At 67.7% G+C, this 22,867-nt stretch carries 23 protein-coding genes; 20 read left to right on the top strand and 3 right to left on the bottom strand.

Features of this window, described 5'->3' with window-relative positions:
• Window positions 1-358: 358 nt before the first annotated feature.
• A complete protein-coding gene (locus ACOGI8_RS12370; protein WP_419854103.1) occupies window positions 359-3,568 on the bottom strand; it encodes an Eco57I restriction-modification methylase domain-containing protein in 3,210 nt (1,069 codons plus the stop codon).
• 310 nt (window positions 3,569-3,878) lie between these two features.
• On the opposite strand from ACOGI8_RS12370, the gene ACOGI8_RS12365 reads away from it, so the two are divergent.
• A complete protein-coding gene (locus tag ACOGI8_RS12365) occupies window positions 3,879-5,669 on the top strand; it encodes an HNH endonuclease signature motif containing protein (RefSeq protein ID WP_419854102.1) in 1,791 nt (596 codons plus the stop codon).
• Window positions 5,670-5,754: 85 nt separating this feature from the next.
• On the opposite strand, the gene rsmD is transcribed toward ACOGI8_RS12365, so the two are convergent.
• A complete protein-coding gene (gene rsmD, locus ACOGI8_RS12360) occupies window positions 5,755-6,330 on the bottom strand; it encodes a 16S rRNA (guanine(966)-N(2))-methyltransferase RsmD (protein WP_419854101.1) in 576 nt (191 codons plus the stop codon).
• A 98-nt stretch (window positions 6,331-6,428) separates the two neighbouring features.
• Between rsmD and ACOGI8_RS12355 the strand changes: the two genes are divergently transcribed.
• From ACOGI8_RS12355 to ACOGI8_RS12270, 18 genes are all read left to right on the top strand, one after another.
• Window positions 6,429-6,608 carry a hypothetical protein gene (locus ACOGI8_RS12355; RefSeq protein WP_419854100.1) on the top strand — a complete coding sequence of 60 codons (180 nt, stop codon included), beginning with the start codon at window positions 6,429-6,431 and terminating at the stop codon, window positions 6,606-6,608.
• A 119-nt stretch (window positions 6,609-6,727) separates the two neighbouring features.
• A complete protein-coding gene (coaD, locus tag ACOGI8_RS12350; RefSeq protein ID WP_419854099.1) occupies window positions 6,728-7,213 on the top strand; it encodes a pantetheine-phosphate adenylyltransferase in 486 nt (161 codons plus the stop codon).
• Window positions 7,210-7,983 carry a hypothetical protein gene (locus ACOGI8_RS12345; RefSeq protein ID WP_419854098.1) on the top strand — a complete coding sequence of 258 codons (774 nt, stop codon included), beginning with the start codon at window positions 7,210-7,212 and terminating at the stop codon, window positions 7,981-7,983. Before coaD ends, ACOGI8_RS12345 begins: the two co-directional genes overlap by 4 nt.
• A gap of 236 nt (window positions 7,984-8,219) precedes the next feature.
• Window positions 8,220-8,699 carry a YceD family protein gene (locus tag ACOGI8_RS12340; RefSeq protein ID WP_419854097.1) on the top strand — a complete coding sequence of 160 codons (480 nt, stop codon included), beginning with the start codon at window positions 8,220-8,222 and terminating at the stop codon, window positions 8,697-8,699.
• Between the two features lie 45 nt (window positions 8,700-8,744).
• A complete protein-coding gene (gene rpmF / locus ACOGI8_RS12335; RefSeq protein WP_419854096.1) occupies window positions 8,745-8,966 on the top strand; it encodes a 50S ribosomal protein L32 in 222 nt (73 codons plus the stop codon).
• A gap of 49 nt (window positions 8,967-9,015) precedes the next feature.
• The gene (plsX, locus tag ACOGI8_RS12330) at window positions 9,016-10,008 is read left to right on the top strand and encodes a phosphate acyltransferase PlsX (protein WP_419854095.1); all 993 of its coding nucleotides are present in this window, start codon (window positions 9,016-9,018) and stop codon (window positions 10,006-10,008) included.
• A 13-nt stretch (window positions 10,009-10,021) separates the two neighbouring features.
• On the top strand, window positions 10,022-10,312 hold the full coding sequence (locus ACOGI8_RS12325; RefSeq protein ID WP_419854094.1) for an acyl carrier protein: 291 nt from the start codon (window positions 10,022-10,024) through the stop codon (window positions 10,310-10,312).
• Between the two features lies 1 nt (window position 10,313).
• Window positions 10,314-11,078: a ribonuclease III gene (gene rnc, locus ACOGI8_RS12320; protein WP_419854093.1), complete on the top strand. Its 765-nt coding sequence runs from the start codon at window positions 10,314-10,316 to the stop codon at window positions 11,076-11,078.
• Window positions 11,071-11,901, top strand: coding sequence for a DNA-formamidopyrimidine glycosylase family protein (locus ACOGI8_RS12315; protein ID WP_419854092.1), 831 nt, complete (start codon window positions 11,071-11,073; stop codon window positions 11,899-11,901). Before rnc ends, ACOGI8_RS12315 begins: the two co-directional genes overlap by 8 nt.
• A 27-nt stretch (window positions 11,902-11,928) precedes the next feature.
• Window positions 11,929-15,186: a chromosome segregation SMC family protein gene (locus ACOGI8_RS12310; protein WP_419854091.1), complete on the top strand. Its 3,258-nt coding sequence runs from the start codon at window positions 11,929-11,931 to the stop codon at window positions 15,184-15,186.
• Window positions 15,187-15,197: 11 nt separating this feature from the next.
• Complete coding sequence (gene ftsY / locus ACOGI8_RS12305; RefSeq protein WP_419854090.1) at window positions 15,198-16,301, top strand: signal recognition particle-docking protein FtsY; 1,104 nt, start codon at window positions 15,198-15,200, stop codon at window positions 16,299-16,301.
• Between the two features lie 12 nt (window positions 16,302-16,313).
• Entirely contained in the window at window positions 16,314-17,795 is a 1,482-nt protein-coding gene (gene ffh, locus ACOGI8_RS12300; RefSeq protein WP_419854089.1) for a signal recognition particle protein, read from the top strand.
• A 140-nt stretch (window positions 17,796-17,935) separates the two neighbouring features.
• The gene (gene rpsP / locus ACOGI8_RS12295; RefSeq protein WP_419854088.1) at window positions 17,936-18,424 is read left to right on the top strand and encodes a 30S ribosomal protein S16; all 489 of its coding nucleotides are present in this window, start codon (window positions 17,936-17,938) and stop codon (window positions 18,422-18,424) included.
• Complete coding sequence (locus ACOGI8_RS12290) at window positions 18,421-18,693, top strand: KH domain-containing protein (protein ID WP_419854087.1); 273 nt, start codon at window positions 18,421-18,423, stop codon at window positions 18,691-18,693. Before rpsP ends, ACOGI8_RS12290 begins: the two co-directional genes overlap by 4 nt.
• Window positions 18,641-19,171: a ribosome maturation factor RimM gene (gene rimM, locus ACOGI8_RS12285; protein WP_419854086.1), complete on the top strand. Its 531-nt coding sequence runs from the start codon at window positions 18,641-18,643 to the stop codon at window positions 19,169-19,171. The genes ACOGI8_RS12290 and rimM overlap by 53 nt, the downstream gene beginning before the upstream one ends.
• Window positions 19,149-19,967 (top strand): tRNA (guanosine(37)-N1)-methyltransferase TrmD, encoded by an 819-nt coding sequence (gene trmD, locus ACOGI8_RS12280; RefSeq protein WP_419854085.1) that lies wholly within the window; start codon window positions 19,149-19,151, stop codon window positions 19,965-19,967. The genes rimM and trmD overlap by 23 nt, the downstream gene beginning before the upstream one ends.
• Before the next feature lie 51 nt (window positions 19,968-20,018).
• Window positions 20,019-20,363, top strand: a complete 345-nt coding sequence (gene rplS, locus ACOGI8_RS12275) for a 50S ribosomal protein L19 (RefSeq protein WP_419553838.1) — start codon at window positions 20,019-20,021, stop codon at window positions 20,361-20,363.
• 38 nt (window positions 20,364-20,401) lie between these two features.
• Entirely contained in the window at window positions 20,402-20,746 is a 345-nt protein-coding gene (locus ACOGI8_RS12270) for a YraN family protein (protein ID WP_419854084.1), read from the top strand.
• Between the two features lie 13 nt (window positions 20,747-20,759).
• On the opposite strand, the gene ACOGI8_RS12265 is transcribed toward ACOGI8_RS12270, so the two are convergent.
• The gene (locus ACOGI8_RS12265) at window positions 20,760-20,978 is read right to left on the bottom strand and encodes a hypothetical protein (RefSeq protein WP_419854083.1); all 219 of its coding nucleotides are present in this window, start codon (window positions 20,976-20,978) and stop codon (window positions 20,760-20,762) included.
• Between the two features lie 355 nt (window positions 20,979-21,333).
• Here ACOGI8_RS12265 and ACOGI8_RS12260 point away from each other — a divergent pair, with 355 nt between their 5' ends.
• Window positions 21,334-22,851, top strand: a complete 1,518-nt coding sequence (locus ACOGI8_RS12260) for a YifB family Mg chelatase-like AAA ATPase (protein WP_419854082.1) — start codon at window positions 21,334-21,336, stop codon at window positions 22,849-22,851.
• Window positions 22,852-22,867: the final 16 nt, after the last annotated feature.

Raw genomic sequence — 22,867 nt, 5'->3', positions numbered from 1 at the left:
AGCCACTTGTCTTTGCCTGCGTCGAGCTCCCAAACGAGACGTGCGTGCCATCCGGGTTGATGTCCCGTCTGAACAGGTACTTGTCTTTGGTGGCGTTGAGTTCTTGTACCAGTCGATGGCTCGGCTCGGGGTGAGCGTCCAATTTCTACTCTCGCCCCTCTTCGGGGAAAGGCCGAATCGCCGAACGATGGTGTCTTGCGCATCTTGAGGAAGACGCGGAACGACGATCTGCTTGGCAGCTGCGGAAACGCGCAATTGTCTGACCAACTTCCAAAGTCGGTCGTCGGGATCAACTCTGGCTTTCCGTCGACTACCTCATGGAATCGCTGCAGCGAGTTCGCGGGGCCCGGGTAGATGGCTACACAGGGTTCGCCGGTGTCCGCCTCAAAGCCACCCCCACGGCTCGGCGTTCGGGCTGCGCTTGCGAGCAGCGACGAGGGCGATGGTGTAGCGGCCGTCGACATCGTCGAATGTCCACTGCTTGGTGTTGAGGCAGGTGGCGACGCTGATCTGCGCTTGAGCGCTGCCAACACCACCGTGTAGGAGTTGTGGACGTCCTCGAACACCCACCCCTTGTGATTGATGAGGGTCGAGATCGTGACGCGGCGGTACCCCCCCCCCCCCCCACTTCAGTGCCGACGATCTCGCGACGCCAGGCCGTCATACCCGCGTCGGAAACGGCAGTGCGTGGAAGGACTAGCCCGACGTGGCCGCAGAACGAACGCGAAAGGCGCCAGTTTCGCCAAGCAAATGCCTTGTACAGGTCAGGATGCGAGCGACCGATTCCTGGATAAGGACCATTCAGGATGACTGAGCGAACCTGAGCAGTACGAACTATCTCCGCTTCGAAAGCTGCTACAAGCTCCGGCCGAGTGGCTGCGAATCGGTCAATCCGCGCGTTCATTTGGCCCTCAGGGAGCGAACGAATGCCCGGCAGATACCGACCCCACCAGATCTTGCGTTCGACCATCACCTTTTCCCAAGGCGGGTTGCCGATGAGGCAGTCGAAGCCCGGGTGCTCCCGCAGGAACACCTCAGGGAATGCCGCCGGGAAGTGGACGGGCATCAGCCGCGTGATCTCGTCGCGCACCGCTGGGTCGGCGGCCAGCTTGGCCACGACAGTGGGGTCGAAGTTCTCCGGCATATCGCACACTTCGGCGCGGCGCGCTGTAATGACATCGAAGACCGCCCGGGCGCCTGCCACTGCGTCTTGAGCGTCGACGTGCGCAGCTCGTGCTTCGTCTATCTCGTGCTTGGAAGCATCAGATGTGTGAGCCAGCCGTTGTAGCGCATCCTCAGCATTCTCCAGCAGGCCGACGAGTTGGCTTCGAAACAGGCTGGGAACCCCAAGGTCGGTGTCGGGATTGAATGCAGCAACCACCTCATCGAGGTTGCCGACGCCAGTGAGGCTGTCGCCGTGGACGAGGTTGTGGTCGAGGAAGGACAGGGGGAGGCCGGGCACGAAGGTGTGGACCCAGATCGCGAGGCGCGCCAATTCGACCGCAACGCGGTTCTTGTCGACGCCGTAGACGCAGTGTCGAGCGATCTGGCGACGCAGCAGCGAACCGGTCTCGATCTCGATGCCATCGCCTAGGTCGCCGAGCTGGCCCATGGCGACGCCTCGCAGCCGGTTCAGCTCCGCTGTGATCGCCGGAACCGGGTGCAGCGACAGCCACGCCGACAGGCGCGCCTCGATCCGGTCGACCGCCGCCACCAAGAAGTGAGCGGAGCCCATGGCGATGTCAGCACACCGGAAGTCGAAGAATGCCGATGCCACTCCAGCGTCGTCGTTGGCGTCTCGCAGGGCGTCGAGGCGGGCGAGGTGGTCGTCGAGCGCCGGTTCGAGCGCGTGATCCAGCAGGTGCTCTACCGCGAACGGCTTTGTGAAGTATGAACCCGTCGCCTTGCGGGCGCCGGAACGGTTGTGGAAGTACACCTCGCCGGCCTCCACCACCACGTCGTCCTTCGCGCCGGCGGGCACATACTGCAGGTCGCCCTTGACTTTCTTGACGGTCAGGTCGTCAGGGGCAACCGACAGCTTCGATTCCAGCAGGCCCTCGTAGATCGTTCCGAACTCCCGCACTGACAGCGATCGGAAGTCGACGGGACCCAGCCCCTGAGGGCCGTCGTCGACCAGCGCTGCCGCAAGAGCGGGACCGAACTCGGCGTTGGTGAGGCTCAGCCGTGCGATTGCTGCGCCGGTCGGGCTGACCGTCGGATCCTCGGAGAACAGGCCGCCGTTGTAGGTCGGCACGCCCCAGTCTGCGTTTCCCTCGTTCACCGCATCCCACAGGCTGCGCACGTCGTCCCACATGTCGGTGGCGCGCTCGTCGAAATGAGTCCTGCCGTTGTGCTCGTCATCGGCGAGCCGTTGCGCCATGCGCGACAGCGAGTGGTCCGCATAGCGGCCGTTGCTGCGGTAGGGGAGCAGATCCTTGTCCTCGGCGTATGCCACGAACAGCAGCCGGAACAAGATGACCATGACCTGTTCGTAAGCGCTGTCGAGGATGGTTTCGCTGATGCCCTCTGCGGGCGAGTCGTTGCCGAGCCGCGCGGCAACAGCCCGAGCCAGCGCCGGAACTGTCTCGTGATAGATCCGTTCGCGCAGTCGGACGGCGAGATCGGCGGCAAAACGCTCGGAGTCGTCGAGGATCTCATGCAGTGAGCCGCCGCGGGCGATTGCAGCGGCCGAGAACAGCAGCTGCAGGTAGCCGGCCTGCTCGGCTGCGAGGAGTGACAGGTTCAGTTCTACGAACGTTTCCGCCCGTCCCTTGCGCCCCACGCCGACGCCGGGCCGTGCCGAGTAGAGGCGAATCTCCGATGCGCGGGTGAGCACCACCCAGTCGACGTTCTCTCGATCCGCCAGCGCCAGTGCTCTCGAGACAGGCGACATGCCCTCGAAGCGGTCAGACGGCGCTTCGAACGGCTCGCTGTCGTCGCAAAACACGGCGATGGCCTCGCGCCGACCGGCGATCGTCAGCAACGAGGCGTTTGTGGCGAGCGTCGCAATCTCGTAGCCCAATCCCTCGATGAGCCGGCGGCCTCGCTTGTCGAGCAGTGGTGCGGCATCGCCTCTGGCCGATGCCCAGTCGGGGCGCAGCGGGACACCTGCGGTGAGTTCTTGGGTTGCGAGCAGGCCCGAGTTCTGGAGGCCGGGAAACGGCGAGTCCAGCTCCGGCAGGGCGGCCATCAGCAGGCGGGTGGCTGCGTGATGGTTCGGCTCGCTGAGGGCGACGTCGGCTAGACGCTCAGCTTGGGATACCTCCACATCGAGATGGGGCACCGGGTGGTCGCCGGTCGGCCCGCACAGGGCCACGCGCTCGCCGCCCGAATCCTCAGGCGACGGGTAGAACGCGACCAGCAGCACCGGTGCAGCCCGCTTGTTCCGTCGGGCCGCCCATGCGGCTCGCAGATCGGCCACGGTCGGCTTTCGGGTGGCTGTCGCGACCGCTACTTCGAGGCCATTCGGGCCCGGCTGGACAAACAACTGGACGGCCTTAAGGGAGTTCGGAAACCCAGACGGCGCCGTCCACGTCTGGGGCACCCGGTCGATGAGGAACTCCTCCATGAGAGCGCCGAGCGTAGTTCCGCGACAGCGCTCCTGTTTTGCCGTCGCGCTGCTCATGTAATGCCGTGGCACTTTGGGCTTGTCGTGCGTCGCGTGGGCGCCGGCTAGGCCAAGGCGGGAGTGAGTGGAGCGAATCAGCGAAGAGGCAACGAGCGCCGCGGTGATCGGCCGTCGATTCTCGGCTAGCGCTTCAGAAACGTAGCGACATATAAATACATGAAATTTCTAATAACTAAATGTAACAGATTTGCAATTATCTGGATGTCTTCGAATAGGTGTTCTTGTCACATGCCATGGCTATGATGAACGTATGTTCTCGCAGGTGCAGCAGGCGCTCGAATCCCTCAGCGCAGCCCTCGACGGCGTCGCGACGGCGCCGACCGGCGAACTGCGCCGTGCCCTGGGTCTCGCCAAGTCGCTGCGCACCAAGGCCGAGCTGTTGGAGGCTCGAGCCGCCTCGCTGGTTGCACAGCGCGAGCGACACGGCGACGGCGGCGCTGGGCTGTTGAGCCAAGTCGGCGGCCGGTCCCGGTCCGAGGCTGCCCGCAACGTGCGGGTCACGGCGGAACTGGCCGTTCTGCCCGATGCGCAGTCGGCAGTCGCCGACGGCGAGATCAGCTTTGCGAACGCTGCGAAGCTGGCGCAGGCTGCACGCAAGACCAGCCCCGAGGCAGTGCAGGACGATGCCGGCCTGGTGGAGATGGCCAAGGCACTGCCCGCAGATGAGTTCGCGCAGGTGGCCCAGCGCTGGACGATCCAGCACCAGAGCGTGTCGGACCTGGAGGAGCAGCATCGACGGAACCGGCGCAATCGCAGTGTGCGGTTCTGGAACGGCGAAGACGGCACCGTGCAGATGCGCGGTGCGTTCGACGCCGAGATGGGCGCACGCATCCAGAGCCGTCTTCGGGCCACGGCCGAACAGCTCCGGCGCACCGACCGCCGCAAGCTCCGCGACAGCACCCATGCAGCCGAGGGCACCGCTGACCTGGGCGAAAGCGAAGCTGCCGCCGACGAGACGAAGCCTCCTGGCGCGCGGGTGGAAGCTGTTGTTCGGACACGCGATCAGCGCATGGCCGATGCCCTCGACAGGCTGCTCGCAGGCGCCCCATCGGCCGCCGCAGCGTCAACAAGCGGCGGCGCTGGCCCCACAGCTGCCCCGGCGATCGGCCCCGCGACTGGCTCCACCGCTGCGGCTGCCCCTGCCGCTGGCCTCGCCGCTGCAACTGGCCCCACGGCTGGTGCTCGCGTTGCCGCGGAGTCCCCTGAAGGTCCCACGCCGGCACACCGTCCGTCCGCCGCTGCTCACTCTGCGGTGCTGCCTTCTGAGGCAGCGGAAGCGCTGAAGCCGACGTCTTCGGCGGACGATCTGATCAGCCTCGAGCAGCGCCGCACCGTTACCGAGATCGTCGTGCGAGCCGACCTCGACGCACTGCTGGGCAAGCCCGGCGGGATTGCCGAGATCGCCGGCGCCGGTCCCATCCCGCCGAGCACGCTGGATCGGCTCCTCTGCGGCGCCGACCTGTCATTGGTCTTGTGCGGCGCAGACTTCACGCCGCTGTACGAGGCCGTCGCCAGCCGGGCACCGACCGCGGCTCAGCGCCGCGCCCTGATCGCCCGCGACGGCGCATGCATCGGCTGCGGCGAACCCCCCGGCGAGTGCGAGGCGCACCACATCATTCCGTGGAAATCTGGTGGCAAGACGCGCGTCGACAACCTCGTGCTGGTGTGCTGGTCGTGCCACGACCTCATCCACGACCACAATTGGCGGGTGGTGGTCCGCGACGGCCGGTTCCGACTGGCGCCACCCGACCCGGCGCATCCGCACAACCCCGCCCGATCACGCAAACCAGCACACAGATCGTCGACCTATGGCTCGATGCAGTCCGCACTGAGCGGCAGTCACGCTGATGGCCGCGACCATGTGGGCCACGCAGCTGCAGGTTGTGCTGACGATGGCTGTGCCGCAGGCAGCGAAGTTGCTGGCTGCGAGGCTGCTGGTTGCGCTGCGCGGGCGCGAGATGGTGGGGGCGATGGCTTTCCAGCCGGCGATGGCCGGTCACCGCCGGAGCCTGACCAACACGACCTGTTCACCGCCGCATAACGCTGGTGGAGCGGCGGCTGCAACGACCGCGATTGCCCCGATCGCACAGCCGCCGGAGAGATCGGGACGATCTGAACCCGGGCCCTCAGGCTTGGCGGGAGGGGGAAGCCCCGGCTGCTGATGAATCGGTGCTGTCGGAGCGCAGCAGGATGGTGATGACGGGGGTTCCGTAGCGGCGGCTGCGATGCGTTTGCCACGCATGGTTCGAACCGGGCTCGATCTCGCGGTCTGACTCGCACACCAGCACGCCGGCGTTCACGGTGTCGAGGAGATCGCTCCAGCGGTCGAACCGGTAGGGCGGATCGGCGAACGCAAGGTCGACCGGCTCGCTATGGGCAGCAAGAAATCTGCCAGCGTCGGACCGAACCACGGTGGCGCGATCGCTGATGCCGAGCGCTGTCAGGTTCGTCGAGATGGTTCGGCAGGCTGCCGCGTCGGAGTCCACGAACGTGGCATGCGCGGCATCGCGCGAGAGCGCCTCGATGCCGAGCGCGCCGGAGCCGGCGAACAAGTCCAGCACCATCGCGCCGCCAGGCAATTCCAGACCCACGAGCATGTTGAAGATGGCCTCGCGGGCGCGGTCTGATGTCGGCCGAACCGCATCCGCGCCGGCCGTCTCCAAGCGACGACCGCCCAACGCCCCGCCGACAACGCGCACCATGTCACGGTACGCCCGATGACCCGTGATATCGCGTGCTGCCGCACAGAACACATAGCTGCAGGAGCCGCAGCGGCAGCGACCCGTGCGACACTGCGACCATGGACGACATCGCAGTGCCCGCAGAGATCGTCTGCGTCGACTGCGGTGGACGTTGCGGCCTGCTGAGCGTGCCTGAGCCGGACTGGGGTTTCCAGCCCGGCGATGTCGTCGCCTACCGCTGTGCTGACTGCGGCGACCGCTGGGATCTCATCGTCCCCGACACCGAAACCGCAGGCTGATCCCGGGCCACGGCTTCGCCTGCCGGCTCAGCGCGGAGGGTCCCTCGATTCGCGACCGTGGCGCGGTACGGTCGCTCCACTGGACACGGATCGATCTGGAGGAACCGTTTTCGGTGGTCATGGCGATGTATCCAGGCTCGTTCGATCCTGTGCACAACGGGCATCTCGACGTGATATCGGCGGCGTCCCGGCTGTTCGATTCGGTCACGGTGGCGGCCATGCGGAATCCGGCCAAGGCCACGCCCCTGTTCTCCGATGACGAGCGCGTCGCGATGATCGTCGAGTCGACCAGCCATCTCGGCAACGTCTCGGTGGTGCAGTTCGGAGAGTTGGTCGTGGACCTGGCTCGGCGCCTTGGTGCCGATGTCATCGTGAAGGGGCTGCGCAGCCAGAGCGACTTCGAGTCCGAGTTGCGTATGGCGCACATGAATCACTCGGTCACCGGTGTCGAGACCGTCTTCGTCCCGCCACGGACCGAGCATCTCTTCATCGCCTCCAACTACATCCGGGAGATCACCAAGTTCGGCGGCGACTGCTCGCATCTCGTCCCGTCCGCGGTGGCCGCTCGACTGCAGCAGCACATCACCCAGGAGGCGGGCGCATGAGCATGTCCGAGGGGGGCGTCGAGGCGCCGCCGCAGTCGGGGGTTCAGCCCGCGGCGCCTCAGCCGCAATCTCCATTCGGGCAGCCGTCGTTCGAGACGGCGGCGCCCACTGAGGAGACGCCGACGTCACCGCATGCCCGTGGCCCTGCGACGCTCGCCCCGCGCGCTGCGTCAGTGACGGCTGAGCAGTTCGTCCGCGAGGCCATGGAGATCATCGACGCTGCACGTCCGATGCCCTTGTCCACCTCGGTCATGATCAATCGGGACGAGGTGATGACCCTGCTCGAGTCTGCGCTGGCGGCCGTGCCCGACGAGACGCGCCAGGCTCGCTGGCTGCTCCGGGAGCGTGATGAGGTGCTCGCCCAGGCGCGTGTCGACGCCAATCTGGTCATTGATGAGGCACGCAGCCGTGTCGCCCAGATGGTGCAGCGAACCGAGGTCGTGCGCACAGCCGAGCGGCGTGCGCGCCAGCTGCTCGACGATGCCCGAATCCAAACCCGTCGCCGTCGCCACGAAGTCGACGAGTACTGCGAGCGGCAGCTAGCGCAGTTTGCGAGCGCTGTCGACCAGGTGCAGATTGCGGTACAGGCCGCTCGGCGAAAGCTCGGCAAGCGTGCCGCGACGCCGGTGGCACCTGCATCACCGGGCGCTCCGCCTGCGCACCACGGGGGAGACGTCCCGGGTACCGGAGCACCCGGACCGGCCAGCCGTGGCCCCGACACCCGTCCGCCCGATACTCATCCAGTGGTGTTCGACCAGGATCAGATGTGAGCACAAGAGGCTGAACCCTGGGCCCGAGCGGCCCGTGAGCGCAGCGAACAGGAGCGGGAAGCAGGGTGCGAAGCCGTGGCCCGAGCGGCCCGTGAGCGACAGCGAACAAGAGCGGGAAAGAACTGGTGCAACAAGGGAACGCTGACCCCAGCGCGGTGCCTGCGAGCCGCCGTCAGCGGTCCCTGTCTGTTCCCCTGCGGTTGATTTCGGATGGTCAGCTCGCGTGGTCTGCGACCGTGCCAGCGTCAGCGCTGCTCGACCCTGAATCACGAGACGCCCTGTGCATTGCCGATCTCGAAGTGCCGCTCGACAGCTATGTCGACGTGGCATTGGCGCTGGAACTGATCGGCGGCGGCCTCAGCGTTGCCGGCGAGGTCACTGCCGCTTGGACGGGTCCGTGCGCTCGTTGCTGGCTGCCGCTCGACGGGGGGGTGCGGACGACGGTCCGCGAGGTGTTCACCGCCGAACCCCGTGAGGGCGAGCAGTACAGGCTCGGCCCTGAATATGCAGATCTCACTCCGATGGTGCGTGAGGCAGTGCTGCTGGAGCTGCCCATCGAGGCCATCCGGTGCCCGCATCCCGAGCCGTGCCCGAACCTTCCTGCAGAGCTCGCCGAGGCCCGCGAAGAAGCGCCAGAAGGCGGCCCGGCGGAGCTCGCAGATCCGCGCTGGGAAGCGCTGGAGGTGCTGCGAGGCCGCACAGACGAGCCGTCGTGAAGGCCAGTTCGCGTATCGGGTCAGGAGCGCCAATGGATAGGCTGCATGGTCCGCTCGAGGAGTCGATCCGATCGAGGAGCCCGAACGGTGGCAGTCCCCAAGAAGAAGACATCCAAGAGCAAGACGCGTTCGCGTCGCGCTGCGGCGTGGCGTCTGGCCGAGGCGCCACGGAGCCTGTGCCCGCGCTGCGGCGCGGCAAAGCTGCCCCACCGAGTTTGCGGGCAGTGCGGTTGGTACGGCGGTCGCCAAGCCCTCGATATCGCCTGAGCCAGAATCGCGTGAGACCGTTCCGAATGGCGGAGACGGGGCCGGGCTGATGACGCTGCCGGTCGCCGTCGACGCAATGGGCGGCGATGACGCCCCCGCCGCCGTCGTGGAGGGGGCGCTGGAAGCGGTGCGCGAGGGTCTCGATGTCGTCCTTGTGGGCCGCCGCGATGCCATCGCCGCTGCTGGCGGCGAATCGCTCGCCGTCATCGAGGCCTCCGAGGTCATCGAGATGGGCGAGGAGCCGAGCCGCGCAGTGCGGACCAAGAAGGACTCTTCGATCAGCCTCGCTGTGAACGCCGTGCGTGACGGCGAGGCCTCAGCGGTGGTAAGCGCCGGAAACACCGGTGCCGTGGCGGCAGCGGCGCTGCTGAGGCTCAAGCGCTTGCCCGGCGTTGCCCGACCGGCCATAGCGACTGCGTTCCCCGTTCCGGGCGGCCGTACGGCGCGCGTCCTGCTCGACTCGGGCGCGATGGCCGACTGCGACGCCCAATGGCTGCACCAGTTCGCCCGTCTCGGTTCGGCCTACAGCCGCATCCGCTTCGGTGTGGCGGTGCCGAGCGTCGGCTTGCTCTCGATCGGCGAGGAGCCCGAAAAGGGCAACTTGCTCATCAAGGAGACCCACAAGCTGCTAGCAGCCGACGATGAGATCGATTTCTATGGCAACGTCGAAGGCGGCGATCTCCTCGACGGCCCCGTGGATGTCGTGGTCACCGACGGCTTCACCGGCAACGTGCTGCTGAAATCGCTCGAAGGCACGGCGTCGTTCTTCGTGCGTTTGATTCTCGAGCGTCTCGCCGAGGGCGGCGAGGCGGGCGCAGCGGCGCTTCGCCTGCTGGCACCGCTCGCCGACGAAATGAGCGCCGACAATATCGGCGGCGCGATGCTGCTCGGCGTGCGGGGAGTCTGCGTGATCGCGCACGGTTCGTCGAGCCCGAAAGCCATCACGAGCGCCATCAGGGCCGCTCATCGGATGGTTGAGGCCGATTTGCTGGGCGAGCTCGCAGCCGTCAGCCTCCCGTCGCCTCCTGCTGACCACGGGTAGGCTCATCGCCGCCATGCCTGCCGAAACCCATGTGCGCCAGAGTCCTCCCGAGCGTGAGGAGGTCTTTGATCTCATTCGCGACCAGCTCGCTGACATCCTGGAGCTGGAGCCGTCGGCGGTCGCCGAGTCGTCCTCGTTTGTCGACGATCTCGGTGCCGACTCGCTGGCCCTGATCGAGCTGGTCGAGGCGCTGGAAGAGGAGTTGTCGGACCGCACGGTGGGCTTTCGTATCGAAGACGAGGACCTCGAAGACCTCAAGACCGTGCGCGATGCCATCGATTACGTGATGGAGCGCGTCGGCTGACGTGGAGAGTGCTGTCGCTGAACTCGCTGAGCACGACAGCTTCGCGGAGCGGGTCGGCTATCGATTCACCGACGCCGGGCTGCTGACCGAGGCGCTCTCGCACCGGAGCTGGTGCCATGAACGCAACGTCGAACGGCCGACGGGATCGCAGGTGGCCTCCAACGAACGCTTGGAGTTCCTCGGAGACGCCGTGCTCGGTCTCTGTGTCTGCCAGCTCGCTGTGACGCGCTGGCCTGAGCTCGGGCCAGGAGACCTGAGTGCGGTGCGATCCGCAGTAGTGAACGCCAGCGCTCTGGCTGAAGCCGCTCGACGCTGCGAGCTGGGGCCGGCGCTGCTGCTCGGCAAGGGTGAGGCGGCGACCGGCGGCGCCGACAAGGAGTCGATCCTGGCCGATGGGCTCGAAGCGGTGCTGGGAGCGGTGTTCCTTGACGGCGGCTTCGCTGCTGCTCGCGAAGTCGTCGAGCGGCTGCTCGGCGAGCGTCTTGCCGAAGCGGCGAGCGAGCCGGGCACCCGCGAGGCAAAGAACCGGCTGCAAGAACTCGTGGCCCGGCAACTCGGCACCGAGCCCATCTACGACGTGTCGAGCTCGGGACCTGCGCACCGCCCTCGATTCGTTGCCGCGGCGCGCATTTCCGATGAGGTCTGGGGGCGCGGTGAGGGCTCCACCAAGCGTGCTGCCGAGCGCCGCGCGGCGCAAGCTGCATGCATTCGCTTCAAAGACCTCGACGAGCCATCTGTCGATACGGAGGAGCCCGCTCATGGCTGAACTGCCGGAGATCGAGATCGCCCGGCGCGATCTCGACAAGGAAATCACGGGCCGCCGGGTCAAGACGGTCGATGTCCCGGGTACCAAGAAGGCGCTTCCGGCGATGCGCTCGAAGCAGCAGTTCGCCGACCTGCTCGAGGGCAAGAAGGTCATGTCGGTATCCCGCGACGGCACGCTGCTGCTGTTCGACCTCGGACCGGACGAAGTCATGGTGGCGCATTTCGGCGCGACGGGCTCGCTGCGCCGGGCCACCTCCAGAACGCCCCAGGATCCCGACACCAAGGTGGTGCTGACGTTCACCAAGGGCGGACAGTTGCGCCTGCTCGACTCGGGTGCTGAGGCAACGCTGCGCGTTATTGCGAAGAACCGCTACCACAAGGTGTTCCCGGACCAGGGCGATCTCGGCTTTGATCCAGTTGACATGCCGATGCCCTGGACCGACTTCGCTCTCATGCTGCGCGGCCGTTCTGACACGATCCGTGATCTGCTGCTGGACCAGACCTTCGTCGTGGGGCTCGGACCGATGTACTCCGACGAGGTGCTGCATGCAGCGCGGCTCTCCCATGCACGCGTTGCCAGCGAACTGAACACCCAAGAAGTGCGACGGCTCTACCGCGCCATCGTGGAAACGGTTCACAACTCCATCAAGTACCGGGGCTCGGGCACCAGCGGCCATCTCGACATCTTCGGCAAGTCGGGGGGCTTCGATGCCTACCTCGAGGTCTTCGGGCGGGCTGGCGAGCGATGCCGCAACGGCCGGGGCGACGTCCTCACGACGGTTATCCGAGGTGTGACGCACCACTACTGCGATTATCAGGTGTAGACGCCGACCCTCTCGCTTCGAGCTGCCGTGTTCCTTCGCTCCCTGACACTGTCCGGATTCAAGTCGTTTGCAGACACGGCCACGCTCGCCTTCGAGCCAGGCGTCACTGTGGTGGTGGGCCCGAACGGCAGCGGCAAGTCGAACGTCGTCGACGCCATCGCATGGGTGCTCGGCGCGCAAGGGCCTCGCGCACTGCGTGGTCAGCGGATGGACGACGTCGTCTTCGCGGGCACTGATCGCCGGACAGCCCTGGGCCGAGCACAGGTCACGCTGGTCATCGACAACGAGTCGCGGACGCTGCCCACGCAGACGGCAGAAGTAGCCATCACTCGCACACTGTTCCGCTCGGGCGAATCCGAATATGCACTCAACGGCACGCCCTGCCGGCTGCTCGACCTGCAGGAGTTGCTCAATGACGCCGGCGTCGGCCGCCAGCAGCACATCATCGTGGCCCAAGGCCAGATCGAGCAGGTGCTCGCAGCCCGTCCCGAAGAACGGCGAGCGCTGATCGAGGAAGCGGCCGGCGTGCTGAAGTTCCGTCGCCGCAAGGAGCGGGCCGAGCGGCGGCTGGAGGGCACCGAGGCGAATGTGACCCGCCTAGTGGATCTACAGCGCGAGCTGCGTCGCCAGCTGCGGCCCTTGGAGCGGCAGGCCACCGCTGCCCGTCGGCACCAGGAGCTCAGCGCGGAACTGGCAGAGCTCCAGCTCTACAACGCGGGACGCGAGCTGGCCGCGCATCAAGGGGCGCAGAGCGCGTCAGACGCTCGACGCGTCGAGTTCGCGGCCCGACAAGAAGCGGCAGCGGCATCCATCTCCGATATCGACGGGGCGATCGACGACGCGCAGTCGCAGCTCGCACAACTGACCGCCGAGCCGGCTGATCGGCTGCCGCGGGTGGTGTCGCTGTCGGAGCGGGCGCGCGGCTTGATCGGCCAGACCTACGAGCGAATGCGTTCAGTCGAGCGGGAACGCAATGCCCTGCTCGATTCCGATGTGGTGGTGACGCTGACAGACGAGCACGCACGCGTCTCGGCCGAACTGGCAGAGATCGACGCAGCCCCCGTACAGGACGCGTCTTCGGGGGATCTGCCCGACGAGACCGGCGCGAACGCCGTTGACGCGGGGGAGGCGGCCGGTGCTGCGCAGTCGGGCCCCTCGCCCGGTGGGAGCGGTCCGGGCGGCGACGCGGCGGAGGCTGCCGCTGCGATGGATACTGCCGACGCGGCTTGTGCCGAGGCCGAGGAACGTGCGACCGCCGCTGCCGCAGCGCTGTCACAGGCCGACGAGCATCAGCGGAACGCGGCGGAGGAGCTGCAGCACTGGATCGGACGGTTCGAGGCGCTTGCGTCGGCGGTTGCCGCCGCACGCACCGATTCCGGCATCGCTGCGCTGGACGGCGCGGACGGGGTTGTCGGCGTGCTCGGCGATCTGGTGGCCATCGACGACGGCTGGGAGGCTGCCGCCGAGGCTGCCGCGGACGGCGCCCTGTCGGCTGTAGTCGTGCGCGATGACAGTGCAGCGGCTGCGGCGCTTGCCGCACTCGCCGACGGCGACGCCAGCGGCTCGGTGATCTCGCTCGGCACGCTGCCGGCGGGTCCCGACCCGGCGCGGCGGACCGGCGGATCGGCACCAGACGCTGGGGCGACAGGCGAGTTCGTGCGGCCGCATCTTCGGGTGGCCGCCGACGCTCCGGACTGGTGCCGCAACGAGCTCGAGACGTTGCTGGATGCAATCGTCGGCGCAGCGATCTGCGTTCCAGGTGACTGGTCCAGCGCGTATGACCGTGCGCTGGCCGAGCGCGACGCGGTCTTCGTGACGGCAAACGGCGACCGATTCGGGCCTCGACGTTGGCGGATCGGCAGTACGGGGCCGGCGGCGGCCACCGCGGCGCTCGATCAGGCGCGCGCACAGATCGACGAGCTCACCAACCGCCACCGTCAGGCAGCGGCAGCGTGGAGCTCGGCGCAGCAGACCCACCGAACCGCGCTCGATGCACTCCAGCAGGCACAGCGCACCGCGGAGACGCTGCGACGCCGGGCCGAGGCGGTCGCCGCCCGGCAGGCCGCTCAGGCTCAGGCCACGGAGGATCGTGCCGCGGCGCAGCAGCGGCGCCGGTCGGCGCTCGCGGAGCGACTCCAGGCCATTTCACAACGTCTGGCGGGCCACGAGAGCTCTCATGCGGCAGCGTCCGCTCGGCTGGACAGGGCCGAGGTCATCGTGTCGGGGTTGGATCGTCTTGCGCTGCTGCTCTCGCAGCGTCGTCAGCGCCTCGACGCCGAGGCACGGCACCTGCGTTCTCGCCACGAGGCCCGCACCGAGCTCGTGCGGCAGCTCACGGAGCGACTCGATGCGCTCCGTCACGAACGTGACGCTGCAGCCGCCCGCCTAGAGCAGCTGCGCACCGAGCTAGCGGCCCTCGACGTGGCGGATGCGGAACGGCGTACCAAGCGGGCCGCCCTGATCTCAGCGCTGCGTGCGGATTTTGACGCCGACCCTGCGACGGCGCTTGCTGCATCGCCGCCGCCGCTGCCCGACGGCGTCACCGCGGCGGCACACGAGCGGGCATTGCGCGCGGATCTGAACCGCTTGGGCCCGGTGAACCCGCTGGCGCTGTCGGAGTACGAGGAAGCCTCGGAGCGCTTCGAGTTCGTGGCCACGCAGCTCGCGGATGTGCGCAACAGCCGCCGAGAGCTGCACAAGGTCATCCGTGCCATCGACGCAGAGATCATGGCCACGTTCGCGGACGCATTCGAAGACGTCGCCCGCAATTTTGCCGAGCTGTTCGGCACGCTGTTCCCGGGCGGTACGGGTCGGCTCTCGCTGACCGATCCCGAAGAGCTCCTCACGTGCGGTGTGGAACTTGATGTTCGGCCTGTCGGCAAGCGCATCGGACGCTTGTCGCTGCTGTCAGGCGGCGAGCGCTCGCTGGTGGCGCTGGCCTACCTCTTCGCCGTTTTCCGCAGCCGGCCGTCGCCCTTCTACGTCCTCGACGAAGTCGAAGCAGCGCTCGATGACGTCAACCTGCAGCGCTTCCTGGATCTCGTGGCAGAGTTCCGGCGGGAATCGCAGTTGATCATCGTGAGCCATCAACGTCGCACGATGGAATCGGCTGACGTGTTGTACGGCGTGTCCATGCCGCCCGGAGGCTCGAGCGTGGTCGTATCGGAGCGGCCCTCACAAGCGGCCGCACTCATCGCTGCCGGCGGATTGCCGGGGCCTGAAGAATCTTTGCCGGAACAGCCCGAGCCCGAACACGGCAGGGAGCCCGCGACGGCACCTCGGTAGCCTGCCGACCAGTGAGCACCACGACAGTTCTCATCGTCATCGTCATCTTTGTCGTGGTGACGGTGCTTCTCGGCTCCCTTCCGTTCCTGCATCGCGCAAGGCAGCAGCGCTCGAGACCGGCGTCACCGCTCACGCCTGTCGCCGTCTCCCCGCCTCGGTTGCAGACGACCGATGAGCCGGTCGCGGTGCGGGCCCCGTCCCCAGCCACCTTTGCGTCGGGACTGGCCTCATCGCGCCGCACGCTGCGCGACCGGCTGGCGTCGATCAACCGGCGGCAACCAGACGAATCCACGTGGGAAAGCCTGGAAGAGGCGCTGCTCGGCGCCGATGTCGGAGTGACGACCACGTTGGCCACACTGGAACGCCTGCGCACCACCGCCGCCGACCAGGGCATCGTCGATGCGGATGAACTGGTGCACGCACTGGCCGAGGGGATGCGCACAGCGCTTGATGCGGATCGCACGCTGCACGCAACCGCCCCGGAGCGGGAGGGCACCACGCCCGTATGGCTGTTCGTGGGAGTCAACGGTGTCGGCAAGACCACCACGATCGGCAAAGTGGGCGCCCGGCTCTCGGCGCAGGGACAATCGGTGGTGATGGCGGCCGGCGACACATTCCGCGCGGCAGCGACCGACCAATTGCAAACCTGGGCCGATCGATGCGGGGCGGAACTGATCTCGGGCAGCTCCGGGGCGGATCCCAGCTCGGTTGTGCATGACGCTGTCAGTGCGGCCGCAGCCCGCGGTGCCGACGTGGTGCTCGCCGACACTGCCGGCAGGCTGCAGAACCGCAAGAACCTGATGGATGAGCTCGCCAAGGTCCGCCGGGTCGCCGATCGAGAGCCCGGCGCCGTTGCCGAGACGCTGCTCGTCATCGACGCCACTACCGGCCAGAACGGCCTGAGCCAAGCTCGGGCTTTCGCAGAGGCCACCGATGTCACGGGCGTGGTGCTCACCAAGCTGGACGGCTCGGCCAAGGGCGGCATTGTGTTCGCCATCGAGGCCGAGCTGGGCCTGCCGGTGAAGCTCGTGGGACTCGGCGAGGGCCCTGACGACCTCATCGACTTCGACCCCGACAGCTACATCGACGCGCTGCTCGGCGTCGATGCCGACTAGCAGGGATGGGTGATGTTCGACACGCTGACTGACCGCCTGTCCGGAACCCTGCGGGGCTTGCGGGGTCGCGGACGCATGCGCCCGGCCGACGTCGACGAGGCACTGGCCGAGATCCGCTTGGCGTTGCTCGAAGCCGACGTCAACGTTGCGGTCGTGCGCCGCTTCGTGGAGCGGGTCCGCGAGCGCAGCATCGGCGGCGAGGTCACCGCCAGCCTCACACCAGGCCAGCAGGTCACCAAGATCGTCAACGACGAGCTCACCGACATCTTGGGTGCCCACCCGCTCAACGTGCAGTTCGCGCCCAAGCCGCCCACCGTCGTGCTGCTGGCCGGGCTCCAAGGTTCCGGCAAGACGACCGCCGCGGCCAAATTGGCCCAGTGGTGCAAATCCCAGGGCCGCAACCCGCTGCTGGTCGGAGCCGACCTGCAGCGCCCCGCAGCCGTCGAGCAGTTGAGGACGCTTGCCCGCAGCATCGATGTGGAGGTCTGGAGCGAGCCGGGTGACCCTGTTGACTGCGCGGCTGGGGGACTCGCCCAGGCCCAGCAGGCGGGCCGCGATGTGCTCATCGTGGACACGGCGGGCCGGCTGACGGTCGATGCCGAACTGATGACCGAGGTGGCCCGCATCTCGGACGCCGTCGAGCCCCACTACACCTTCCTTGTCGTCGACTCCATGGTGGGCCAGGACGCTGTGGCGACTGCCGAGGCCTTCCACGCGACGCTCGAAGTGGACGGGATCATTCTGACCAAGCTCGACGGCGACGCTCGCGGCGGCGCGGCCTTGTCGGTTGCCGAGGTCGTCGGCCGCCCGGTGGCCTTCGCGTCAGTCGGCGAGAAGATCGACGACTTCGAGCAGTTCCATCCCGACCGCATGGCGAGCCGGATTCTCGGCATGGGCGACGTGATGACGCTCATCGAGAAGGCAGAGCGCGTCTACGAGGAAGAAGAGGCGGAGGCGGCGGCTCAGCGACTCGTCGAGGGCACATTCACGCTCGACGATTTCGTGGATCAGCTTCGGCAGCTTCGCAAGATGGGCAACCTGCAGAGCATCGTCTCGATGATGCCGGGTGTTGCCGACCAGGTCCGCAATGCCGAGATCGACGACGACCGCATCACCACTGCCGAGGCCATCGTGCTGTCCATGACGCCGGCGGAGCGGGTGTCGCCGGAGATCATCGACGCCTCCCGCCGGGCCCGCATTGCCGCCGGCAGCGGCACGTCGTCAGCGCAGGTCAGCAACCTGCTCAAGCAGTTCACGCAGATGCGCAAGATGATGGGCGGCATGATGGGTCTGGGCTCGAAACGCCGTCCGGCCGGACGCAAGGCTGCCCGCAAGCGTGGAAAGGGCGCCGGCCGTGCTGGCGGCGGCTCGCGTACTGGCGGGGGAGGCAGGGCGACGCCCCGCGGAGCGTCTCGGACGGGCAAGCCGGCAGGCAAGCCGTCCGTCGCCGACATCGACTGGGATGCGCTCGACCTGAAGCTGCCCGGCCGCTGAGCACTCATCGCCTCCCACACGGGCGCCCCTCACAGGGGTTAGCGAGCACTCGCCCGTTAGGATCGTTCGTCGGCGCGGCGGCCCACTCGGCTCGCCGATCCCCCACGAGCCCCATCCGAATTCACCTAACCGGGAGCAACATGGCCGTTCGTCTGCGCCTCAAGCGCACCGGCAAGAAGAAGCAGCCCAGCTATCGCGTCGTCGCGGTCGACAGTCGCAAGCCACGCGACGGCCGCGTGCTGGAGATCATCGGCACCTACGACCCTCGACAGGAGCCCTCTGCGATCTCGATCGCCAACGAGCGTGCTGTCCATTGGCTCAGCCACGGCGCCCAGCCCAGCGACACGGTGTCCAAGCTGCTCACGATTTCGGGCGCGTGGGACGAATTCCGCTCGCTGGGCTCAGCGGCGACTGCAGACGGCAGCGCTGAGGCTGCGGCATCTGCGCCTTCCGAGCCCGCACCGGCACCCACGCCCGATCTGGTGCTCGACACCCCCGAGCCGGGCGCAGACGACTCACCGGAGCTTTCCGCAGGAATGCCTGCCGATGAGCCAGCGCCCGAGCCGGCACCCGATCCGGCGAATGAGGCCCCTGAGCCGAAATCACCCGAACCTGGGGAGGTGCAGTGACCGAAGGCCCCGCTGGCGAAGACACCGAGACCACCACCGCCGAAGAGGTGCTGCTGTATCTCATCGCGCAGCTTGTCGAGCATCCCGACCAGGTGGAAGTGGAGATCGCCGAGTCGGGCTCGAAGCTGAGCTTGACGGCGACGGTGAGCTCGGACGACATCGGCCGGGTCATCGGCAAGCGAGGTCGCGTCGCGAACGCCATTCGAACGCTGGTGCGTGCCGCAGCTCATCGCGATGGCGTCCAGGTCGAAGTCGACTTCCGGGACTGATCCCCGCCATCCAGCGGGCCTGCTGGAGATCGCAACTGTCGGGCGCGCGCACGGTGTGCGCGGCGATGTTGTGATGCACCCCGTCACCAACCGGCTTGAGCGATTCGACGTCGGCTCGAGGCTCATCACCGCTGCCGGGGAGCGAGCGGTGTCTCGTGCCCGGTTCGACGGGAATCGATGGCTCGTCAGCTTCGAGGGCATTGATGATCGTGATGCTGCGGCAGCGTTGACCGGAACGACGGTGTTCGCTGAGCCGTTGGACGATCCCGACGAGCTGTGGGTGCACGAGTTATGCGGAAGCTCGGTCATCGATCAGCACGGCTTCGACGCGGGGGTGATCACGAATGTTGTGGCGAATCCGGCCGCGGACTTGCTCGAGCTCGACACGGGGCACCTCGTGCCGCTGACATTCGTGGTGCGCAGGGAGCCCGGTGCCGTCCACGTGGAGGTGCCCGATGGCCTCTTCGAGCTCGGGTAGCGCCAAACCCACTCCGGCGCAGGGGCCGGATGCAGCACTGCGCATCGACCTCTTCTCCATCTTCCCCGCCGAGATGGATGCCATGTGCGAGCTGAGCATTCTCGGGCGAGCCCGACGCAGCGGCGTGCTCGATATCCGTTGCTGGGACCTGCGGCTGGCGACCACCGACTCCCATCGCACGGTCGACGACGCCCCGTTCGGAGGCGGGCCGGGCATGATCATGATGCCCGAGCCGGTCTTCGCCGCCGTCGAGACGGTGATGCCGCCACGGCCGTTGCTGTTGCTCGACGCCGGAGGCCGGCGTTTCGATCAGGCGATGGCCGCTGAGCTGGCAGCGACCAGGCTGGCAGCGTCAGGCGGCTTCAGCCTGCTGTGCGGCCGTTACGAAGGCGTGGACGAGCGCATTCGCACCGAGCTGGTCGACGGTTCGGCCTCGGTTGGCGATGTTGTGCTGGCTGGCGGCGAGTTTGCCGCCATGGTCGTCGTGGAGGCGGTCGGAAGGCTCGTGCCTGGAGTGTTGGGCAACGAGGCTTCCAGCGAGGACGAGAGTTTCGCAACCGGGCTGCTGGAGCACCCACAGTGGACGCGCCCCGCATCGTTTCGCGGACTCGACGCGCCCGACGTGCTGCGCAGCGGCGACCACGCTCGTGTCGGTCGTTGGCGTCAGGCGATGGCACTGGTCCGCACTGCTGCAGAGCGGCCAGATCTGCTGGCAGCACGGGGCGTGAGCGAGGCGGACCGGGAGCTCCTCGCAGAGTTCGGCCTCGAACTCCCGTTGCGGCAATCCGCAGACTGACCACTAGCCTGCGGTGTTCGTCGTCACGCCGATCACGGGAGTCGGATCGCCATGGGCAGCACCGATCTTGTCGACCAGGCTCGTCTTCGAGACGATCATCCCGACTTCGGCCCCGGTGACACGGTGCGCGTCCACGTGCGCGTCGTCGAGGGCAACCGGCAGCGCACGCAGGTGTTCGAGGGCTACGTGATCGCACGGCACTCGTCGGGCATCAGCGAGACCTTCACGGTTCGCAAGCTCAGCTTCGGCGTGGGGGTCGAGCGGACATTTCCGCTGCACGCTCCCACCATCGCGAAGATCGAGCGGGTAGCGGTCGGCGATGTGCGCCGAGCGAAGCTGTACTACCTGCGCGACCGCGTCGGCAAGGCAGCGCGTATTCCTGAGAAGCGCTTCTAGCGGCACACCATCGGTCGCGGGCCGGACGTGGGCTGCGCGTGACCGCTCGGCGACAAGCGCTCGGCAGGTACGGGGAAGGTCTCGTCGAGCGCTGGTATGCCGAGCGCGGCTACCGCGTGCTGGATCGCAATTGGCGATGCCCGCTCGGGGAGCTGGACCTGGTAGTGACCGACGGAACCCATCTGGTGGTCTGCGAAGTGAAGACACGCTCCAGTGATCGCTTCGGTACGGGCTTTGAGGCGATCACCGCCCGCAAGCAGCAGCAGGTCCGACGACTCGCAGCTCACTACGTGCGCCAGCGGGGCGGCTGGAGCGGTCCGCTTCGCTGTGACGCCGCGTCCGTGATGGGCCGCAAGGTAGAGGTGCTCACCGGCGCCTTCTAGCTGGCGGCGCGGTTCACCCCAGCGGCCGCCGCCGGTCGCGCGCCTGCCAGCAGCCCCAGTGCCAGTGGCGCCGCAGATCGGGAGCGTCGATCGGCACTGCGACCACATGGCCGGTACCGGCCTCGATGGAGCCGCCGCAGCCGCCGCAGACGTACCGCTTGACCGCTTCGAAGGGCTGAACCCGGCGCACCTCGAAACCGCGCACAGGCTCGAGCTGGCGTATCGGCGGCATCAAGCCAGCACCGCCCACAGCACCAGGCCGAGTGCGACCAGCGACGCAATGGCAACGAGCACGAAGTCGAGCCGGGTGGTGTTGTGCTTGCGATACGGGTCGTATCCCACGGGTGCAGTATCGCCCGGCGCGGCTCGACCGCGTGGCGTCAGAAAATGCCGGCCTGCTGCGGACAGTCCCGGTGTACGGTCCTCCCTCGAGCCTGCAGCGATGGCTCGCATGCCGTCATGCAGGCTTAACAGATCAGTCGTCGTCGACGCTGCTGTACCGATCGTTGCCCCCAGCGGGCTTCTTCGTCGAACCCGGACTGCGCCGCCTCGGCGATGCGTCCGATCCGAGCTTCCGGAGGATGCCCATGCTGGCTACTGCAACGACCGCGACACTGGTCGGCGTCGACGGTCACGTCGTCACGGTTGAGGTGCACACCTCGAACGGACTTCCGTCATTCACCATTGTCGGGCTGCCCGATGCCGCCTGTCGCGAGGCGCGCGACCGGGTTCGGGCGGCGGTGCTGTCGTCGGGACTCGACTGGCCCGACAGTCGCGTCACCGTCAACCTGGCACCGTCGGGCCTGCGCAAGGGTGGCGCAGTCCTCGACGTGGCCATGGCAGTGGCCGTGCTCGCTGTCACCGAGCAAGTGCCAGCCGAGTCGCTGCGCGGGAAGGCATTCCTGGGCGAACTCGGCCTCGATGGGGCTGTCAGGGGCACGGCCGGCGTGCTGCCGCTCACCGATGCGCTCCGCGAGCACGCCATCGTCGTTCCGTCTGACGCCTATCACGTTGCGCTCGCAGCAAGTCCGCGAGACGTACACCCGGTTCGCACGTTGGGGGAGCTGGCGTCGGTGCTGGCAGGCCGCGCACCGTGGCCCGATCCACCGCCTGTTCCGCCACATCCGTCCCCCGTGCCGGTGCCCGATCTCAGCGACGTGATCGGGCAACCCTCCGCCCGGCGAGCGGTCGAGGTTGCCGCGGCGGGCGGTCACCACTTGCTGATGCTGGGTCCGCCAGGCGCAGGCAAGACGATGCTGGCCAGGCGGCTGGTGGGCTTGCTGCCCGAGCTCAGCCGGGAGTGCGCGATGGAGGCCACGCGGGTCCAGTCGGCGGCGGGTTTGCCGCTGCCCACCGGCTTGGCCACCCGGCCGCTTCTCCGCAGCCCCCATCACACCGCCACCGTGACCGCGCTGATCGGCGGCGGCACGAATGCGATTCGCCCCGGAGAGATCTCGCTTGCACACCGCGGCGTGCTGTTCCTCGACGAACTCGGCGAGTTCGCGCCCAGCGTGCTCGATGCCATGCGTCAGCCGCTCGAAGAAGGCGTCGTTCGAGTGAGCCGCGCGTTGGGAACGTGTTCGTTTCCGGCTCGCTTCTTGCTCGTGGCGGCCATGAACCCGTGCAGGTGCGGGCAGGCCGGTCGGCCGAACTCGTGCCGCTGTTCGGACCTCGTCCGCCAGCGTTACCTCCGGCGCCTCTCGGGGCCGCTGCTCGACCGCTTCGATCTCCGCATCCAAGTGCGACCGCCCGATCCCGACCAATTGCTCGACGGCATCCGCGGCGAGCCGACTGCCGCGGTGGCCAGCCGGGTGGCAACGGCCCGCGCGCGGGCCGCCTCTCGGGGTGTCGAAGCCAATGTCGAGCTGACCGGCGCGCAGCTCGAGCAGTTCGCGCCGCTCACGCCGGCGGCGCACGCCGTGCTGCGCGAGCGCTTGCGCGGTGGACTGCTCAGCGGCCGCGGACTGCACCGCGTGCGCTGCGTTGCGCTGACGCTGTGCGATCTCGCCGGCGACGAACCGCTCATCGACGCTGAACGTCTCAACGAGGCGCTCACGCTGCGCGCCAGCGTCGGCAGGCTGCATGCGCCTGCCACGGCAGCGTGAGCCGGGTGGAGACGGC

Source organism: Candidatus Poriferisodalis sp. (assembly GCF_965204195.1).
Taxonomy (GTDB): domain Bacteria; phylum Actinomycetota; class Acidimicrobiia; order Acidimicrobiales; family Poriferisodalaceae; genus Poriferisodalis.
Note: the sequence above shows the minus strand (reverse complement) of the source record. Positions and strands in the feature narration are given on the sequence as shown.

Bases quoted from the DNA above. Each gene is read 5' to 3' on its own strand.
- ACOGI8_RS12370 (WP_419854103.1), bottom strand. From the start codon at position 3,568: ATGGAGGAGTTCCTCATCGACCGGGTGCCCCAGACGTGGACGGCGCCG.
- ACOGI8_RS12365 (WP_419854102.1), top strand. From the start codon at position 3,879: ATGTTCTCGCAGGTGCAGCAGGCGCTCGAATCCCTCAGCGCAGCCCTC.
- rsmD (WP_419854101.1), bottom strand. From the start codon at position 6,330: ATGGTGCGCGTTGTCGGCGGGGCGTTGGGCGGTCGTCGCTTGGAGACG.
- ACOGI8_RS12355 (WP_419854100.1), top strand. From the start codon at position 6,429: ATGGACGACATCGCAGTGCCCGCAGAGATCGTCTGCGTCGACTGCGGT.
- coaD (WP_419854099.1), top strand. From the start codon at position 6,728: ATGGCGATGTATCCAGGCTCGTTCGATCCTGTGCACAACGGGCATCTC.
- ACOGI8_RS12345 (WP_419854098.1), top strand. From the start codon at position 7,210: ATGAGCATGTCCGAGGGGGGCGTCGAGGCGCCGCCGCAGTCGGGGGTT.
- rpmF (WP_419854096.1), top strand. From the start codon at position 8,745: ATGGTCCGCTCGAGGAGTCGATCCGATCGAGGAGCCCGAACGGTGGCA.
- plsX (WP_419854095.1), top strand. From the start codon at position 9,016: ATGACGCTGCCGGTCGCCGTCGACGCAATGGGCGGCGATGACGCCCCC.
- ACOGI8_RS12325 (WP_419854094.1), top strand. From the start codon at position 10,022: ATGCCTGCCGAAACCCATGTGCGCCAGAGTCCTCCCGAGCGTGAGGAG.
- ACOGI8_RS12315 (WP_419854092.1), top strand. From the start codon at position 11,071: ATGGCTGAACTGCCGGAGATCGAGATCGCCCGGCGCGATCTCGACAAG.
- ffh (WP_419854089.1), top strand. From the start codon at position 16,314: ATGTTCGACACGCTGACTGACCGCCTGTCCGGAACCCTGCGGGGCTTG.
- rpsP (WP_419854088.1), top strand. From the start codon at position 17,936: ATGGCCGTTCGTCTGCGCCTCAAGCGCACCGGCAAGAAGAAGCAGCCC.
- trmD (WP_419854085.1), top strand. From the start codon at position 19,149: ATGGCCTCTTCGAGCTCGGGTAGCGCCAAACCCACTCCGGCGCAGGGG.
- rplS (WP_419553838.1), top strand. From the start codon at position 20,019: ATGGGCAGCACCGATCTTGTCGACCAGGCTCGTCTTCGAGACGATCAT.
- ACOGI8_RS12265 (WP_419854083.1), bottom strand. From the start codon at position 20,978: ATGCCGCCGATACGCCAGCTCGAGCCTGTGCGCGGTTTCGAGGTGCGC.
- ACOGI8_RS12260 (WP_419854082.1), top strand. From the start codon at position 21,334: ATGCTGGCTACTGCAACGACCGCGACACTGGTCGGCGTCGACGGTCAC.